The sequence below is a fragment of the Dyella psychrodurans genome (assembly GCF_003363265.1).
Lineage (GTDB): Bacteria > Pseudomonadota > Gammaproteobacteria > Xanthomonadales > Rhodanobacteraceae > Dyella_B > Dyella_B psychrodurans.
Genome location: NZ_QRBF01000001.1, coordinates 1,307,405 through 1,321,159, shown reverse-complemented (window position 1 = coordinate 1,321,159; position 13,755 = coordinate 1,307,405). Strand labels below are relative to the sequence as shown.

Sequence of the window (13,755 nt, the reverse complement as noted above, 5' to 3'; positions counted from 1 at the left end):
GCCGATCGCGATGACCGAAGGCCTGCGTTTTGCGATCCGCGAAGGCGGTCGTACGGTGGGCGCCGGCGTCGTCGCCAAGATCGTCAAGTAAGTCGCTGTACGGAAACCGCCTGCCACGCAGGCGGTTTCTTACAGGTAGTTGTCCTGTGGCGTTAGATACGCTATAGTCGACAACCTAACTCGTCGATTAGTCCTAGTGCTGGTCGACTTACCGCGAAATGAGGCACAGGAAGTGCTTCGAATTCGCTAACAAGGATGTTGCGGGGTCCCCTGGTTGTAGAGCCTAAGTCTCTGTAGCTAAAAGGGTTTCCGCGTACGTTATCTGTCTGGGCAGGCCGGCATACGGCCTGCCCGACGTTTTGGAGTCTTCCGGGTGATGCGTTTCTCCGGTCGACTCGTTGCAACACCTGTAGTGCATTGGGTTGTGCGAGATGGTGAGAAGCCACCTCGATTCACAGTTTTGTTCTTTAGATAACAGGACACGGTTTATGGCGAACCAAAAGATTCGCATTCGGCTCAAGGCGTTCGATCATCGTCTGATCGACCGTTCGGCCAGCGAAATCGTCGAGACGGCCAAGCGCACCGGCGCTACGGTTCTCGGTCCGATTCCGCTTCCGACCAAGATCGAGCGCTACACCATTCTGGTGTCGCCGCACGTCGACAAAGACGCTCGCGATCAGTACGAAACCCGCACCCACAAGCGCGTGCTGGACATCGTCGATCCCAACGACAAGACCGTGGACGCGCTCATGAAGCTCGATCTCGCCGCTGGCGTTGACGTTCAGATCAAGCTTGGTTGAGCGAGAGACAGGATACGAACATGAGTATCGGACTGGTTGGCCGCAAATGCGGCATGAGCCGACTCTTCACCGAAGACGGCCGCTCGATTCCGGTGACGCTGATTGAAGCGACGCCGAACCGCGTGACGCAGGTGAAGACGGAAGATAACGATGGTTACAGCGCGGTGCAGGTCGCCGTTGGCGTCAAGCGCGCCAGCTTGCTGACGGCGCCGGAAAAGGGTCACTACGCCAAGGCGAAAGTCGAGCCGGGTCGTGGCCTGTGGGAATTCCGCCTGAATTCGGCCGATGCCGGCAAGTATGCCGTCGGCGCCGAAATCAAGGCTGACGAAGTGTTCCAGGTCGGCCAGATCGTCGACGTGGCTGGCGTCAGCAAGGGTAAGGGCTTCCAGGGCACGATCAAGCGCCACAACTTCAAGATGGGTGACGCTACCCACGGTAACTCGCTGTCGCATCGTGCGCCGGGTTCTATCGGTCAGCGTCAGACCCCGGGTCGCGTGTTCCCGGGCAAGAAGATGTCCGGCCACATGGGCGCGGTGAACCGCACCCAGCAGGGGCTGGAAGTGGTCAAGATCGACGCCGAGCGTCATCTGATCGCGGTGAAGGGCGCGGTACCGGGTGCAACCGGTGGCGACGTCGTGATCCGTCCGACCACCAAGGGTTGAGGAGAGACGGCATGGAACTCAATGTAATTGGCGCCAAGCCGCTCAGCGTGTCGGACGATGTGTTCGGTGGCGAGTTCAAGCAGGCCCTGATTCACCAGGTGGTCGTTGCCTATCAGGCAGGCGGTCGCGCTGGTACCAAGGCACAGCTTTCGCGTGGCGAACTGTCCGGTACGACCAAGAAGTTCAAGAAGCAGAAGGGCGGTGGCGCCCGTCACGGTGACTATCGTGCCCCGATCTTCGTGGGCGGTGGTGTGACGTTCGCAGCCAAGCCCCGCAGCTATGAGCAGAAGGTCAACCGCAAGGCCTATCGTGTGGCGATCCGCTCCATTCTTTCGGAGCTCAATCGCCAGGGTCGTCTGAAGGTCGTCGAAGGCTTCGGCATCGAGACCCCGAAGACCAAGTCGATGGTCGCCAAGCTGGCCGAGCTGCAGGTTTCCGGCCGCGTGCTGCTGGTTTCGGAAGATGCGAACGAAGCGCTTTTCCTGGCTTCGCGCAACATCCCGTACCTCCACGTGGTGGATGTGGTTGCGCTCAATCCGGTCAGCCTGGTCGGTTCCGATCACGTGGTGATGACCGTTGAAGCGGTCAAGAAGGTCCAGGAGTGGCTGGCATGAGCAACGAACGCATTCTGAATACGCTGCGCGCGCCGCATATCTCTGAAAAAGCGGCCCGTCTTGCCGAGGGCAACCAGTACGTTTTCGTGGTTGCTCCCGAAGCAACCAAGGCCGATGTCCGTGCGGCTGTCGAGAAGATGTTCGACGTCAAGGTCGAGCAGGTGAACCTCGTCAACGCCAAGGGCAAGGTCAAGTCCTTCCGTTTCCGCGCGGGCAACCGTCAGGGCAAGCGCAAGGCTTACGTCCGTCTCGCCGAAGGCCAGACGATCGACGTGTCGGCGAAGCCTTGAGCCAGGAGTTTTGACAGATGGCACTAATCACTCACAAGCCAACCTCGCCCGGTCGCCGCGACGCTGTTAGCGTCCGCACCGAAGGGTTGCACAAGGGCGCGCCGTACGCGCCGCTGACCGAAAGCCAGTCGAAGACGGGTGGTCGCAACCATTTTGGTCGCATCACCACGCGCCATCGCGGCGGCGGTCATAAGCAGGCCTACCGCATCATCGACTTCAAGCGCGACAAAGAAGGCATCGCTGCCAAGGTTGAGCGTCTTGAATACGATCCGAACCGCACCGCGCACATTGCGCTGCTGTGCTACGCCGACGGCGAGCGTCGCTACATCATCGCGCCGGCTGGCGTGGCAGTGGGCGACCGCTTGGTCTCGGGTCACGACGCGCCGATCAAGGTTGGCAACAGCCTGCCGCTGCGCAATATCCCGGTCGGTTCGACGGTGCATTGCGTGGAAATGAAGCCTGGCAAGGGTGCGCAGATCGCGCGTTCGGCCGGTGCCTCGGTGCAGCTGATCGCTCGCGAATCCGGTTACGCCACCCTGCGTCTGCGCTCCGGCGAAATGCGCCGCGTGCCGGTCGATTGCCGCGCCACCATCGGTGAAGTCGGCAATTCCGAGCACAGCCTGCGCAAGCTTGGCAAGGCCGGTGCCACCCGCTGGAAGGGCATTCGCCCGACCGTCCGCGGCGTGGTGATGAACCCGGTCGATCACCCGCATGGCGGTGGTGAAGGCCGTACCTCCGGTGGCCGTCATCCGGTCAGCCCGTGGGGCACGCCGACCAAGGGTTACAAGACCCGTAACAACAAGCGCACGCAGCAGTTCATCGTGCGTCGTCGTAAGTAATAGGAAACCGACATGCCGCGTTCATTGAAGAAAGGTCCCTTTGTCGACCTTCACCTCGTGAAGAAAGTGGAAGCTGCGGTTTCCACCAACTCCAAGCGTCCGATCAAAACCTGGTCGCGTCGCTCCATGATCCTGCCGGAAATGGTGGGATTGACCATCGCCATCCACAACGGTCGCCAGCACGTGCCGGTATTGGTTAACGAGAACATGGTCGGGCACAAGCTCGGCGAGTTCGCGGTAACTCGTACTTTCAAGGGCCATGGCGGCGATAAGAAGGGCAAGTGATGAGCACCGAAGCCAAAGCGATCCTGCGCAGCGCTCGCATCTCAGCGCAGAAGGCACGCCTGGTAGCTGACCTGGTCCGCGGGATGCCCGTGGGCCGCGCCAGCGACGTGCTCCAGTTCACCAACAAGAAGGCCGCGCACATGGTTCGTAAAGTGCTGCTGTCGGCCGTCGCCAACGCCGAGAACAACCTCGGCGCGGACGTTGATGAATTGAAAGTCTCGAAGATCTTCGTCGATGAAGGTCCGGCCATGAAGCGTATGCACGCCCGCGCCAAAGGCCGCGGTTCGCGCATCCTGAAGCGCACCAGCCACATCACTGTGGTCGTTGGTAACTGAGAGGACGTAGACGATGGGTCATAAAGTTCATCCCACCGGTATCCGCCTCGGCATTGCCAAGGACTGGAACTCGAAGTGGTACGCCAATAAGGGCGAATTCGCTCAGTACCTCGCTGCCGACCTCAAGGTCCGCGAGATGCTGCGCAAGAAGCTGTCCGCTGCCGGTATCTCGAAGATCCTGATCGAGCGTCCTGCCAAGACGGCCCGCGTGACGATTCACACCGCCCGTCCGGGCGTGGTGATCGGCAAGAAGGGCGAAGACATCGAAAAGCTGCGCAAGGAAGTCAGCGACATGATGGGCGTTCCGGCGCACATCAACGTCAACGAAGTGCGCAAGCCCGAAATCGATGCGCAGCTGGTCGCCGAATCGATCGCTCAGCAGCTCGAGCGCCGCATCATGTTCCGTCGCGCGATGAAGCGCGCCGTGGGCAATGCGATGCGCCTGGGTGCGCTGGGTATCAAGATCAACGTGTCCGGTCGATTGAACGGCGCCGAGATCGCTCGCTCCGAGTGGAGCCGTGAAGGTCGCGTGCCGCTGCATACGCTGCGCGCCGACATCGACTACGGTACCGCCGAGGCGAAGACCACCTACGGCATCATCGGCATCAAGGTCTGGATCTACAAGGGCGAAATCTTCGACCTGTCGCAGGTTGGCCAGGAGCCGAAGGAAGAACAGCAGGCTTCCCAGCCGCGCCGTGAGCGCGAAGGTGGCGAAGGCCGTCGTGAAGGTCGTCGCGAGGGCGGTGAAGGCCGCCGCGAGCGGACGAAGTAAGGGAGAGTTGCCATGTTGCAACCCAAGCGAACCAAATACCGCAAGCAGTTCAAGGGCCGCAATGACGGCCTGGCATTCAGCGCCAACCTCGTCAGCTTTGGCGAATACGGCCTGAAGGCCACCACGCACGGTGCTCTCACCGCGCGTCAGATCGAAGCGGCTCGTCGTTGCATCACGCGTTTCGTGAAGCGCGGCGGCAAGCTGTGGATCCGCGTGTTCCCGGACAAGCCGATCACCAAGAAGCCGATCGAAGTCCGAATGGGCGCCGGTAAGGGTGGCGTGGAGTACTGGGTCGCACCGATCCAGCCAGGCCGCATGCTCTATGAAATCGAGGGTGTCGACGAGGCAACCGCGCGCGAGGCATTCCGCCTGGCCGCTGCCAAGTTGTCGGTGCAGACCCAGTTTGTCTCCAGGGCGGTGATGTGATGGCCACCAAAGATCTCAACAACAAGTCGGCCGACGAGCTGAAGCAGCACCTGCTGGACCTGCGCAAGGAGCAGTTCAACCTGCGCATGCAAAAGGGTACCGGCCAGCTCACCCAGCCGCACCAGCTGCGCCGAGTTCGGCGCGATATCGCCCGCACGAAGTTCGTGCTCGGCGGCAAGAAGTAAGGGACGGCCGACATGAGCGACAACACCAAACAAGCGCGCACCCTCGAAGGTCGCGTTATCAGTAACAAGATGGAAAAGACGGTCACCGTACTGATCGAGCGCCAGGTGCAGCATCCGCTGCTTGGCAAGATCGTGCGCCGTTCCACCAAGCTCCACGCGCAGAACGACATTGGCGCGAACGAGGGCGACGTGGTGCGCATCGCGGAATGCCGTCCGCTTTCCAAAACCAAACATCACCGCGTGGTCGAAATCGTCACGCGCGCCGAAGCGTAAGGGGAGGGTGCAGCCATGATCCAGATGCAAAGCACGCTTTCCGCCGCCGACAACAGTGGCGCGAAGGAATTGATGTGTATCAAGGTGCTCGGCGGCTCCAAGCGCCGTTACGCCGCGATCGGTGACGTGATCAAAGTCACCGTGAAAGATGCCATCCCACGTGGCAAAGTGAAGAAAGGCGAGGTTTACAACGCCGTGGTGGTTCGTACCGCCAAGGGCGTGCGCCGCGCCGACGGTTCGCTGATCCGTTTCGACGGCAACGCGGCCGTACTCCTCAACAACAAGCTCGAGCCGATCGGCACCCGTATCTTCGGGCCCGTGACTCGTGAGCTGCGCGGCGAGAAGTTCATGAAGATCGTCTCGCTCGCACCCGAAGTGCTCTGAGGCGGAGAAGAACCATGAACCGTATCCGCAAGGGTGATCAGGTCCTCGTGATCACCGGCAAAAACAAAGGTCAGCGCGGCGACGTGCTGCGCGTTGAGGGCGATCGCGTGTTCGTCTCCAACGTCAATCTGGTCAAGCGCCACACCAAGCCGAATCCGCAGGCCAACCAGGCCGGTGGCATCGTCGAACGTGAAGCTTCGATCCATATCTCCAATGTGCAGCTGTTCAACCCCGCCACGAACAAGGGTGAACGCGTTGGTGCCAAGACGCTCAGTGATGGGCGCAAGGTCCGCGTGTACCGTTCGAATGGCGAGGTCGTGGACGCGTAAGGAACACAAGTCATGACGCGCCTTGAAAATTTTTACAAAGACCAGGTCATCCAGAAGCTCACCGAGCGTTTTGGATACAAGAACGTGATGCAGGTTCCTCGCATCACCAAGATCACGCTGAACATGGGCGTGGGCGAAGCGGCGGGCAACAAGAAAGTGCTCGAGAACGCCGTGGCCGACATGGCCAAGATCGCCGGCCAGAAGCCGATCACGACCAAGGCGCGCGTGTCTGTCGCCTCGTTCAAGATCCGCGACGGTTGGCCGATCGGCTGCAAGGTCACCCTGCGCCGTGCCCAGATGTGGGAATTCCTGGATCGCCTGATCAACATTTCGCTGCCCCGCGTCCGCGACTTCCGCGGCGTGTCGGGTCGCGCCTTCGATGGCCGTGGTAACTACAACTTCGGCATCAAGGAACAGATCATCTTCCCGGAAATCGATTTCGACGCCGTCGACGCGATGCGCGGTATGGACATCTCCATCACCACCACCGCCAAGACCGACGAAGAAGCCAAGGCGCTGCTGGAAGCCTTCAGCTTCCCGTTCCGCAACTAAGAGATCGCGAGAGAATTATGGCAAAGACCTCCATGGTTAACCGCGATATCAAGCGGACCAAGCTCGTCAAGAAGTACGCCGCCAAGCGCGCCGAACTGAAGGCGATCGTGCTGAACCCGAAGTCCTCTTACGAGGACAAGATGGAAGCGCAGACCAAGCTGCAGAAGCTGCCGCGCGACGCCAGCCCGAGCCGCCAGCGCAACCGTTGCGAACTGTCGGGCCGTCCGCGTGGCGTGTACCGCAAGTTCGGCCTCGGCCGTAACAAGCTGCGCGAAGCCACCATGCGTGGCGACGTGCCGGGCCTGCGCAAGGCCAGCTGGTAATCGTTCCAAGGCGGCCTTGCCCTTCAAAGGGCAGGGCGCCAAGTCCGGCGGCGTGGTGACGCGCCGCCGTTGATGCGACTTTGAAGCATCGGTATTCGCAAAAGCCGGAGAAGGCTGCTATACTTGACGGTCTGCGTATCGCAGTCCGCCTCGCGTGGCGGTTTACAACTCAATATTGATTTCCGGTTTTATCGGATATCGGTGCACTCTGAAGGAAGTTTTCATGAGCATGACTGATCCCATCGCCGATCTGTTTACGCGCATCCGCAACGCCCAGGCTACGGGCAAGCAGACTGTCAGCGTGCCGTCGTCGAAGCTGAAGGTGGCCCTGGCCAACCTTCTCAAGAACGAGGGCTATATCCTCGACGCCAAATCCTCCAGCCAGGAGGGCAAGCCGGTGCTCGAGATCAAGCTCAAGTATTTCGAGGGCCGTCCGGCCATCGAGCGCATCGAGCGCGTCAGCCGTTCGGGTCTGCGCGTGTACCGCGGCAAGGGTGACCTGCCGAAGGTGCTCGGCGGCCTGGGTATTTCGATCATCTCGACTTCCGCCGGTCTGTTGACCGACAAGCAGGCTCGCGCTCAAGGCGTGGGCGGCGAAGTCATCGGCCTGGTCGCGTAAGGAGCTTCCGATGTCCCGTGTTGCCAAGAAACCGATTTCCCTGCCCAAGGGCGTTGAGCTCAAGGTTGCAGACGACAGCATCGCCGTGAAGGGTCCGAAGGGCTCCCTGTCCATCCATGCCCTGCCGGGGGTGACAGTGGCCAACGACAACGGCACCGTCAACATCCAGGTCGCCGAAGGCGCCGAGGACAAGTTCGGCGGTACCGCCCGCGCGCTGCTGGCAAACATGATCAAGGGTGTGTCCGAAGGTTACGAGCGCAAGCTGGAGCTCGTCGGCGTGGGTTACCGCGCTTCGATGGCCGGCAAGGCGCTGAACCTCAGTCTGGGCTACTCCCACCCGGTGGTCTTCAATGCGCCGGAAGGCATCAGCATTGAAACCCCGTCGCAGACCGAAATCCTGATCAAGGGTTCGGACAAGCAACTGGTGGGCGAAGTCGCCGCCAAGATCCGTGGTTACCGTCCGCCGGAACCCTATAAGGGCAAGGGCGTTCGCTACTCGGGCGAGAAGATCACCATTAAGGAAGCCAAGAAGGCGTAATGGCGGATCACTCCGCTAACTAGCCGATCCGCTTTCTGGAGACACATGATGAACAAGAATGAAGCCCGTCTGCGCCGCGCCAAGTCCACGCGCGCTCACATCCGCAAGCTCGCCGTAGCGCGCTTGTCGGTGCACCGCACCGGTCAGCATCTCTACGCCCAGGTGTTCGATGCCTCCGGCGAGAAGGTGGTGGCCGCTGCTTCGACCGTGCAGAAGTCGGTCGCAGAAGGTTTGAAGGGCACCAAGAATCTGGCGGCCGCTGCCGCAGTGGGCAAGGCGATTGCCGAGCGCGCCAAGGCTGCGGGTATCGAAGCTGTTGCGTTCGATCGCTCCGGTTTCCGCTATCACGGTCGCATCAAGGCGCTTGCCGATGCTGCTCGTGAAGCTGGTTTGAAGTTCTAAGCAACAAACACAACAACTCCAAGCGGCAAAGCCGCAAGCAAAAGTCCCGGATGGTCCGGGCATACGGAAAAAGATATGTCTTCTACCGATCGTGAAAATTCAGACGGCCTGCTCGAGAAGCTGATTGCCGTGAACCGCGTGGCCAAGACCGTCAAGGGTGGCCGCCAGATGAGCTTCACCGCGCTGACCGTGGTCGGTGACGGCGAGGGCAAGGTTGGCTTCGGCTATGGCAAGGCGCGCGAAGTGCCGGTCGCCATCTCCAAGGCCATGGAACGCGCTCGCCGCAACATGGTGAGCATCGATCTGAACAACGGCACCCTGTGGTACGCCATCAAGGCCAACCACGGCGCAGCTCGTGTGTTCATGCAGCCGGCCTCCGAAGGTACCGGTGTGATCGCCGGCGGCGCCATGCGCGCGGTGCTGGAAGTGGTCGGTGTGAAGAACGTGCTGGCCAAGGCCGTCGGTTCGCGTAACCCGATCAATCTGGTGCGCGCCACCATCAAGGGCCTTCAGGCCGTTGCCTCGCCGAAGCAGATCGCTGCCAAGCGTGGCAAGACCGTGGAAGAGGTGTTGGGCAATGGCTAACAACGATAAGACCGTCCGCGTCCGCCTGGTCAAGGGCCTGCGCGGCGTACAGAATCGTCATCGCCAGAGCGTCAAGGCGCTCGGCCTGAATAAGCTCAACGATGTCCGTGAATTGAAGGATAGCCCGCAGGTGCGCGGCCTGATCAACACGGTCTACTACTTGGTGCGGGTTGAGGAGTAAGCATCATGCGTCTGAATGACATCAAGCCGGCTGCTGGTTCGCGCAAGACGCGCCTGCGCGTCGGTCGCGGTATCGGTTCGGGCCTGGGCAAGACCGCTGGCCGCGGCCACAAGGGTCAGCATGCTCGCGCCGGCGGTACCCATAAGTATGGTTTCGAAGGCGGTCAGATGCCGCTGCAGCGCCGCCTGCCGAAGGTCGGCTTCCGTTCGCTGAAGAAGGCCGAGAGCCAGGAAGTATTCCTGTATCAGCTGGCGTCCCTGAAAGCCGACGTGATCGACCCGGTTGTGTTGCATCAGGCCGGCCTGATCGATAGCCGCGCCAAGAAGGTCAAGGTCGTCGCCAAGGGCGAGATCGGCCGCAAGGTGAAGCTGTCGGGTCTGCTGGCTACGGCCGGCGCCAAGGCTGCCATCGAAGCGGCCGGCGGCAGCGTGGAGTAATCACACGTGGCCGCAGCCAAGGGCACATCGGTCGGATCGCTCGGTAAATTGACCGAGCTGCGTCAGCGCATCTTTTTCGTGATTGGTGCGCTGGTCGTGTACCGCCTCGGCTCGTTCATCCCGGTCCCGGGTGTTAACCCGGACGCGATGGCTGCCCTGATCGGTCAGAGCGGTGGCCTGCTGGACATGTTCAACATGTTCTCGGGCGGTTCGCTGGGTCGTTTCTCGGTGTTTGCGTTGGGCGTGATTCCTTACATCTCGGCCTCGATCGTGGTCCAGATGATGGGGTCGGTCATTCCCAGTCTGCAGGCGCTGCGCAAGGAAGGTCAGGCTGGTCAGCGTACGCTGACGATGTATACCCGCTTTGGCACGGTCGGCTTGTCGGCTTTCCAGGCCTTCGGCATCGCTGTGGCGCTGATGAAGCAGTCCAGCGGCGGCATGCCTGTGGTTTACATGCCTGGCTTTGGCTTCATCCTGTCATCGGTGGTTGGTCTGACGGCTGGTTCGATGTTCCTGATGTGGCTCGGCGAGCAAATGACCGAGCGCGGCATAGGCAACGGTATCTCGCTGCTGATCTTCGCGGGTATCGTGGCCGGTTTGCCGAATGCCGTCGTGCACACGTTGTCGATGTCGAGCAATGGCGAGCTGAGCACGATCAAGCTGGTCATGGTGGCGGCGCTGGTTCTTCTGGTTACCGCATTCGTGGTGTTCATGGAGCGTGCGCAGCGTCGCATCACTGTGAACTATGCGCGGCGGTCCGGCGGGCAGCGTTCGTACATGAACCAGACGTCGCATCTGCCGCTCAAGATCAACATGTCGGGTGTGATTCCGCCCATCTTCGCGAACAGTATTCTGATGTTCCCGGCGATGGCGGCGACCTGGGGCAATGCCAGCCATCAGGCGCGCTGGTTGCAGAACATCGTGCAAGCGCTAACCCCTGGCGAGCCGCTGTACGACATCATTTATGCAGTATTGGTGATCACGTTCGCCTTCTTTTACACGGCGATCGTTTTCAACTCGCAGGACACGGCCGATAACCTCAAGCGGTCTGGCGCGCTGATTCCGGGTATCCGCCCGGGTCGCTCGACGGCTGACTACATCGATTCCGTGATGACCCGTCTGACCGGCGTGGGTGCCCTCTACCTCGTGCTGGTCTGTCTGGTGCCAACGTTCATGCAGAACGCCTGGCATGTTCCGTTCTACTTCGGCGGCACGTCGCTGCTGATCGTGGTGGTGGTGGTGATGGACTTTACGGCTCAGGTGCAGGCGCATCTGGTCAGCCACCAGTACGAAGGTTTGCTCAAAAAGGCCAATCTGCGCCGCGGCTGAGGCGGCAGGGTGGTCCCGGGTGGAAAGGGGCGGCACCGAGGTGTCGCAGGGCTTTCCTGACAGTTTGATTAAGGTTAGAATTGCGCGTTTACCGCGCAAGAAAGCATCGGAGAAAGTACATCATGGCGCGCATTGCGGGTGTCAATTTGCCGGTCCAGAAACACGTCTGGGTTGGCCTGCAGAGCATCTTTGGCATCGGCCGCAGCCGGGCCAAGAAGGTCTGCGAAGCGGCGGGTGTGAACCCGAACGTGCAGATCAAGTCCCTCAGCGAAGGCGAGGTGGAGAAGATCCGCCACGAAGTCGCCAAGTACGTGGTGGAAGGCGATCTGCGCCGTGAGGTCGGTATCGCCATCAAGCGCCTGATGGACCTGGGTTGCTACCGCGGTCTGCGCCACCGCCGTGGCCTGCCGGTGCGCGGCCAGCGCACGCGTACCAACGCACGCACCCGCAAGGGTCCGCGTCGTGCGATCAAGAAGTGATCGCCTCTTAAGAGATTTGGATTCCGAACATGGCAAAGCCAGTTAAGACCAAGAAGAAAGTCAAGCGTGTTGTCACCGATGCGGTGGCCCACGTGCAGGCATCCTTCAATAACACCATCGTCACGATCACCGATCGCCAGGGCAATGCCCTGTCGTGGGCGACTGCCGGCGGCGCGGGTTTCCGCGGCTCGCGCAAGTCGACCCCGTTCGCCGCTCAGGTTGCCGCTGAAAAGGCCGGCCGCGCTGCTGGTGACTACGGCGTGAAGACGGTGGAAGTGCGTATCAAGGGCCCCGGCCCGGGCCGCGAGTCGGCAGTGCGTTCGCTGAACGCACTCGGCTACAAGGTTCTCAACATCATCGATGTCACGCCGATTCCGCACAACGGCTGCCGTCCCCCCAAGAAACGTCGCGTCTAAGGAGCACAACCATGGCACGTTATCGTGGAGCTACCTGCAAACTCGCGCGTCGTGAGGGTTCGGACCTGAGCCTGAAGAGCCCGGCGCGCGCTATCGACTCCAAGTGCAAGCTGGAAAACAAGCCCGGTCAGCACGGCGCCAACAAGCGCGCCCGCATGTCCGACTATGCTGTCCAGTTGCGCGAAAAGCAGAAGGTCAAGCGCATCTACGGTGTGCTTGAGCGTCAGTTCAGCAATTACTACAGCAAGGCGTCGACCCTCAAGGGCAACACCGGTGAAAACCTGCTGCGCCTGCTTGAGAGCCGTCTTGACAATGTCGTCTACCGCATGGGTTTCGCCGTTACGCGCGCCCAGGCTCGTCAGCTCGTCTCGCACAAGGCCATCCTGGTCAACGGCAAGAAGGTCAACATTCCGTCTTACCAGGTTCGCCCGGGTGACGAGATCGCCCTGACCGAGCGTGCGCGTAATCAGCTGCGCGTGCAGGAAGCCGGCACCGTGTTCGACACGATGGATCTGCGCCCGCAGTGGGTGGAAGTGGACAGCAAGAAGTTCGCTGGCACCTTCAAGTCCGTACCGGATCGCGCCGATCTGCCGACCGACATCAACGAAGCGCTGATCGTCGAGCTTTATTCGAAGTAATCAACCGGAGCCATGCATGGCAGTTTCGTCAACTAGCGTGCTGCGGCCTCGCGGCCTCAGTGTTGAACAGCTCGGACCGAATCGCGCCAAGGTAGTGGTGGAGCCGCTCGAGCGTGGCTTTGGCCACACCTTGGGCAATGCGCTGCGTCGCGTGCTGCTCTCCTCGATCCCTGGCAGCGCCATCGTCGAGGTTGAAATTGATGGCGTGCTGCACGAGTACACCACTCTGGAAGGTCTGCAGGAGGACGTGATCGAAGTCCTGCTGAACCTCAAGGAAGTGGCGATTCGTCAGCACACGGGTGACGAAGTCACCCTGACCTTGTCCAAGAAGGGCAAGGGCGTGGTCACCGCGGGCGATATCACCGTCGATCATTCGGTGGAGATCATCAATCCCGAACACGTGATCTGTCACCTGACCAAGGACATCGCGCTGAACATGCGCCTGAAGGTGCGTCGTGGCGTCGGCTACCAGCCGGCCAGCCTGCGTCAGCATCCCGATGACGAGGCTCGCCCGATCGGTCGTCTGCAGCTCGACGCGTCGTTTGCGCCCGTGCTGCGTGTGGCTTACGAAGTGGATGCGGCTCGTGTTGAGCAGCGCACCAACCTCGACAAGCTGGTGCTGGACATCGAAACCAACGGCACCATCGGTGCGGAAGATGCGGTGCGCAAGGCCGCTGAAATCCTCAACGACCAGCTGTCGGTGTTCGGTGACTTCTCGCGCCGCGAAAGCGCCACCGACAAGGCGGAAAAGGGCGGTTTCGATCCGCTGCTGCTCCGTCCGATCGACGATCTGGAGCTCACCGTGCGGTCGGCGAACTGCCTGAAGGCCGAGAGCATCTACTACATCGGCGATCTGGTTCAGAAGACCGAAGTGGAGCTGCTGAAGACGCCGAACCTTGGCAAGAAGTCGCTCACGGAAATCAAAGATGTTCTCGGCGTGCGTGGTCTCGCTCTGGGCATGAAGCTTGAAAACTGGCCGCCGCCGGGCCTCTCGCACGGCATGCAGTTGGGTTGATAGTTCGTTTTGGCGGTCGTTCTTGATCGCCGGTGAAATGGAGAGAA

The 13,755-nt window shown here is 61.0% G+C and carries 27 protein-coding genes; all 27 read left to right on the top strand.

Annotated features, from left to right (window positions below; translation table 11 throughout):
• On the top strand, positions 1 to 91 hold a 91-nt coding region (locus DWU99_RS06370; protein ID WP_484488887.1), incomplete at its 5' end, for an EF-Tu C-terminal domain-related protein.
• Positions 92 to 488: 397 nt separating this feature from the next.
• Positions 489 to 800, top strand: coding sequence for a 30S ribosomal protein S10 (rpsJ, locus tag DWU99_RS06365; RefSeq protein WP_014402136.1), 312 nt, complete (start codon positions 489 to 491; stop codon positions 798 to 800).
• Between the two features lie 20 nt (positions 801 to 820).
• Positions 821 to 1,462 (top strand): 50S ribosomal protein L3, encoded by a 642-nt coding sequence (rplC, locus tag DWU99_RS06360; RefSeq protein WP_115477116.1) that lies wholly within the window; start codon positions 821 to 823, stop codon positions 1,460 to 1,462.
• A gap of 11 nt (positions 1,463 to 1,473) precedes the next feature.
• Positions 1,474 to 2,076: a 50S ribosomal protein L4 gene (rplD, locus tag DWU99_RS06355; protein ID WP_115477115.1), complete on the top strand. Its 603-nt coding sequence runs from the start codon at positions 1,474 to 1,476 to the stop codon at positions 2,074 to 2,076.
• Positions 2,073 to 2,366 (top strand): 50S ribosomal protein L23, encoded by a 294-nt coding sequence (rplW, locus tag DWU99_RS06350; RefSeq protein WP_115477114.1) that lies wholly within the window; start codon positions 2,073 to 2,075, stop codon positions 2,364 to 2,366. The genes rplD and rplW overlap by 4 nt, the downstream gene beginning before the upstream one ends.
• Before the next feature lie 17 nt (positions 2,367 to 2,383).
• Complete coding sequence (gene rplB / locus DWU99_RS06345) at positions 2,384 to 3,205, top strand: 50S ribosomal protein L2 (protein WP_115477113.1); 822 nt, start codon at positions 2,384 to 2,386, stop codon at positions 3,203 to 3,205.
• Positions 3,206 to 3,217: 12 nt separating this feature from the next.
• A complete protein-coding gene (gene rpsS, locus DWU99_RS06340; protein ID WP_115477112.1) occupies positions 3,218 to 3,490 on the top strand; it encodes a 30S ribosomal protein S19 in 273 nt (90 codons plus the stop codon).
• A complete protein-coding gene (gene rplV / locus DWU99_RS06335) occupies positions 3,490 to 3,825 on the top strand; it encodes a 50S ribosomal protein L22 (RefSeq protein WP_115477111.1) in 336 nt (111 codons plus the stop codon). The genes rpsS and rplV overlap by 1 nt, the downstream gene beginning before the upstream one ends.
• Positions 3,826 to 3,838: 13 nt before the next feature.
• Positions 3,839 to 4,597, top strand: coding sequence for a 30S ribosomal protein S3 (gene rpsC / locus DWU99_RS06330; RefSeq protein WP_115477110.1), 759 nt, complete (start codon positions 3,839 to 3,841; stop codon positions 4,595 to 4,597).
• A gap of 12 nt (positions 4,598 to 4,609) precedes the next feature.
• Positions 4,610 to 5,023 carry a 50S ribosomal protein L16 gene (rplP, locus tag DWU99_RS06325; RefSeq protein ID WP_115477109.1) on the top strand — a complete coding sequence of 138 codons (414 nt, stop codon included), beginning with the start codon at positions 4,610 to 4,612 and terminating at the stop codon, positions 5,021 to 5,023.
• On the top strand, positions 5,023 to 5,208 hold the full coding sequence (rpmC, locus tag DWU99_RS06320) for a 50S ribosomal protein L29 (RefSeq protein WP_115477108.1): 186 nt from the start codon (positions 5,023 to 5,025) through the stop codon (positions 5,206 to 5,208). Before rplP ends, rpmC begins: the two co-directional genes overlap by 1 nt.
• 12 nt (positions 5,209 to 5,220) lie before the next feature.
• Complete coding sequence (gene rpsQ, locus DWU99_RS06315; protein ID WP_115477107.1) at positions 5,221 to 5,481, top strand: 30S ribosomal protein S17; 261 nt, start codon at positions 5,221 to 5,223, stop codon at positions 5,479 to 5,481.
• Between the two features lie 15 nt (positions 5,482 to 5,496).
• Positions 5,497 to 5,865, top strand: a complete 369-nt coding sequence (rplN, locus tag DWU99_RS06310; protein WP_115477106.1) for a 50S ribosomal protein L14 — start codon at positions 5,497 to 5,499, stop codon at positions 5,863 to 5,865.
• Positions 5,866 to 5,879: 14 nt separating this feature from the next.
• Positions 5,880 to 6,194 carry a 50S ribosomal protein L24 gene (rplX, locus tag DWU99_RS06305; protein ID WP_115477105.1) on the top strand — a complete coding sequence of 105 codons (315 nt, stop codon included), beginning with the start codon at positions 5,880 to 5,882 and terminating at the stop codon, positions 6,192 to 6,194.
• Between the two features lie 12 nt (positions 6,195 to 6,206).
• Complete coding sequence (gene rplE / locus DWU99_RS06300) at positions 6,207 to 6,746, top strand: 50S ribosomal protein L5 (protein WP_115477104.1); 540 nt, start codon at positions 6,207 to 6,209, stop codon at positions 6,744 to 6,746.
• A gap of 17 nt (positions 6,747 to 6,763) precedes the next feature.
• Entirely contained in the window at positions 6,764 to 7,069 is a 306-nt protein-coding gene (gene rpsN, locus DWU99_RS06295; protein WP_115477103.1) for a 30S ribosomal protein S14, read from the top strand.
• Between the two features lie 223 nt (positions 7,070 to 7,292).
• Positions 7,293 to 7,688 (top strand): 30S ribosomal protein S8, encoded by a 396-nt coding sequence (rpsH, locus tag DWU99_RS06290; RefSeq protein WP_115477102.1) that lies wholly within the window; start codon positions 7,293 to 7,295, stop codon positions 7,686 to 7,688.
• A gap of 10 nt (positions 7,689 to 7,698) precedes the next feature.
• Positions 7,699 to 8,226 carry a 50S ribosomal protein L6 gene (rplF, locus tag DWU99_RS06285; RefSeq protein ID WP_115477101.1) on the top strand — a complete coding sequence of 176 codons (528 nt, stop codon included), beginning with the start codon at positions 7,699 to 7,701 and terminating at the stop codon, positions 8,224 to 8,226.
• Positions 8,227 to 8,274: 48 nt separating this feature from the next.
• On the top strand, positions 8,275 to 8,628 hold the full coding sequence (rplR, locus tag DWU99_RS06280; RefSeq protein WP_115477100.1) for a 50S ribosomal protein L18: 354 nt from the start codon (positions 8,275 to 8,277) through the stop codon (positions 8,626 to 8,628).
• Positions 8,629 to 8,703: 75 nt separating this feature from the next.
• Positions 8,704 to 9,213, top strand: a complete 510-nt coding sequence (rpsE, locus tag DWU99_RS06275) for a 30S ribosomal protein S5 (protein WP_115477099.1) — start codon at positions 8,704 to 8,706, stop codon at positions 9,211 to 9,213.
• Positions 9,206 to 9,394 carry a 50S ribosomal protein L30 gene (gene rpmD, locus DWU99_RS06270; protein ID WP_115477098.1) on the top strand — a complete coding sequence of 63 codons (189 nt, stop codon included), beginning with the start codon at positions 9,206 to 9,208 and terminating at the stop codon, positions 9,392 to 9,394. Before rpsE ends, rpmD begins: the two co-directional genes overlap by 8 nt.
• Positions 9,395 to 9,399: 5 nt before the next feature.
• Complete coding sequence (gene rplO, locus DWU99_RS06265) at positions 9,400 to 9,831, top strand: 50S ribosomal protein L15 (protein ID WP_115477097.1); 432 nt, start codon at positions 9,400 to 9,402, stop codon at positions 9,829 to 9,831.
• A gap of 6 nt (positions 9,832 to 9,837) precedes the next feature.
• Entirely contained in the window at positions 9,838 to 11,160 is a 1,323-nt protein-coding gene (gene secY, locus DWU99_RS06260) for a preprotein translocase subunit SecY (RefSeq protein WP_115477096.1), read from the top strand.
• Between the two features lie 122 nt (positions 11,161 to 11,282).
• Positions 11,283 to 11,639: a 30S ribosomal protein S13 gene (gene rpsM, locus DWU99_RS06255; RefSeq protein ID WP_115477095.1), complete on the top strand. Its 357-nt coding sequence runs from the start codon at positions 11,283 to 11,285 to the stop codon at positions 11,637 to 11,639.
• Between the two features lie 29 nt (positions 11,640 to 11,668).
• Entirely contained in the window at positions 11,669 to 12,055 is a 387-nt protein-coding gene (gene rpsK / locus DWU99_RS06250) for a 30S ribosomal protein S11 (protein WP_115477094.1), read from the top strand.
• Positions 12,056 to 12,066: 11 nt separating this feature from the next.
• Positions 12,067 to 12,693 (top strand): 30S ribosomal protein S4, encoded by a 627-nt coding sequence (rpsD, locus tag DWU99_RS06245; RefSeq protein WP_115477093.1) that lies wholly within the window; start codon positions 12,067 to 12,069, stop codon positions 12,691 to 12,693.
• 16 nt (positions 12,694 to 12,709) lie between these two features.
• The gene (locus DWU99_RS06240; protein WP_115477092.1) at positions 12,710 to 13,708 is read left to right on the top strand and encodes a DNA-directed RNA polymerase subunit alpha; all 999 of its coding nucleotides are present in this window, start codon (positions 12,710 to 12,712) and stop codon (positions 13,706 to 13,708) included.
• Positions 13,709 to 13,755: the final 47 nt, after the last annotated feature.

Excerpts from the sequence above, each read along its gene's own strand:
- rpsJ (WP_014402136.1), top strand. The coding sequence starts at position 489 with ATGGCGAACCAAAAGATTCGCATTCGGCTCAAGGCGTTCGATCATCGT.
- rplC (WP_115477116.1), top strand. The coding sequence starts at position 821 with ATGAGTATCGGACTGGTTGGCCGCAAATGCGGCATGAGCCGACTCTTC.
- rplD (WP_115477115.1), top strand. The coding sequence starts at position 1,474 with ATGGAACTCAATGTAATTGGCGCCAAGCCGCTCAGCGTGTCGGACGAT.
- rplW (WP_115477114.1), top strand. The coding sequence starts at position 2,073 with ATGAGCAACGAACGCATTCTGAATACGCTGCGCGCGCCGCATATCTCT.
- rplB (WP_115477113.1), top strand. The coding sequence starts at position 2,384 with ATGGCACTAATCACTCACAAGCCAACCTCGCCCGGTCGCCGCGACGCT.
- rpsS (WP_115477112.1), top strand. The coding sequence starts at position 3,218 with ATGCCGCGTTCATTGAAGAAAGGTCCCTTTGTCGACCTTCACCTCGTG.
- rplV (WP_115477111.1), top strand. The coding sequence starts at position 3,490 with ATGAGCACCGAAGCCAAAGCGATCCTGCGCAGCGCTCGCATCTCAGCG.
- rpsC (WP_115477110.1), top strand. The coding sequence starts at position 3,839 with ATGGGTCATAAAGTTCATCCCACCGGTATCCGCCTCGGCATTGCCAAG.
- rplP (WP_115477109.1), top strand. The coding sequence starts at position 4,610 with ATGTTGCAACCCAAGCGAACCAAATACCGCAAGCAGTTCAAGGGCCGC.
- rpmC (WP_115477108.1), top strand. The coding sequence starts at position 5,023 with ATGGCCACCAAAGATCTCAACAACAAGTCGGCCGACGAGCTGAAGCAG.
- rpsQ (WP_115477107.1), top strand. The coding sequence starts at position 5,221 with ATGAGCGACAACACCAAACAAGCGCGCACCCTCGAAGGTCGCGTTATC.
- rplN (WP_115477106.1), top strand. The coding sequence starts at position 5,497 with ATGATCCAGATGCAAAGCACGCTTTCCGCCGCCGACAACAGTGGCGCG.
- rplX (WP_115477105.1), top strand. The coding sequence starts at position 5,880 with ATGAACCGTATCCGCAAGGGTGATCAGGTCCTCGTGATCACCGGCAAA.
- rplE (WP_115477104.1), top strand. The coding sequence starts at position 6,207 with ATGACGCGCCTTGAAAATTTTTACAAAGACCAGGTCATCCAGAAGCTC.
- rpsN (WP_115477103.1), top strand. The coding sequence starts at position 6,764 with ATGGCAAAGACCTCCATGGTTAACCGCGATATCAAGCGGACCAAGCTC.
- rpsH (WP_115477102.1), top strand. The coding sequence starts at position 7,293 with ATGAGCATGACTGATCCCATCGCCGATCTGTTTACGCGCATCCGCAAC.
- rplF (WP_115477101.1), top strand. The coding sequence starts at position 7,699 with ATGTCCCGTGTTGCCAAGAAACCGATTTCCCTGCCCAAGGGCGTTGAG.
- rplR (WP_115477100.1), top strand. The coding sequence starts at position 8,275 with ATGAACAAGAATGAAGCCCGTCTGCGCCGCGCCAAGTCCACGCGCGCT.
- rpsE (WP_115477099.1), top strand. The coding sequence starts at position 8,704 with ATGTCTTCTACCGATCGTGAAAATTCAGACGGCCTGCTCGAGAAGCTG.
- rpmD (WP_115477098.1), top strand. The coding sequence starts at position 9,206 with ATGGCTAACAACGATAAGACCGTCCGCGTCCGCCTGGTCAAGGGCCTG.
- rplO (WP_115477097.1), top strand. The coding sequence starts at position 9,400 with ATGCGTCTGAATGACATCAAGCCGGCTGCTGGTTCGCGCAAGACGCGC.
- rpsM (WP_115477095.1), top strand. The coding sequence starts at position 11,283 with ATGGCGCGCATTGCGGGTGTCAATTTGCCGGTCCAGAAACACGTCTGG.
- rpsK (WP_115477094.1), top strand. The coding sequence starts at position 11,669 with ATGGCAAAGCCAGTTAAGACCAAGAAGAAAGTCAAGCGTGTTGTCACC.
- rpsD (WP_115477093.1), top strand. The coding sequence starts at position 12,067 with ATGGCACGTTATCGTGGAGCTACCTGCAAACTCGCGCGTCGTGAGGGT.
- DWU99_RS06240 (WP_115477092.1), top strand. The coding sequence starts at position 12,710 with ATGGCAGTTTCGTCAACTAGCGTGCTGCGGCCTCGCGGCCTCAGTGTT.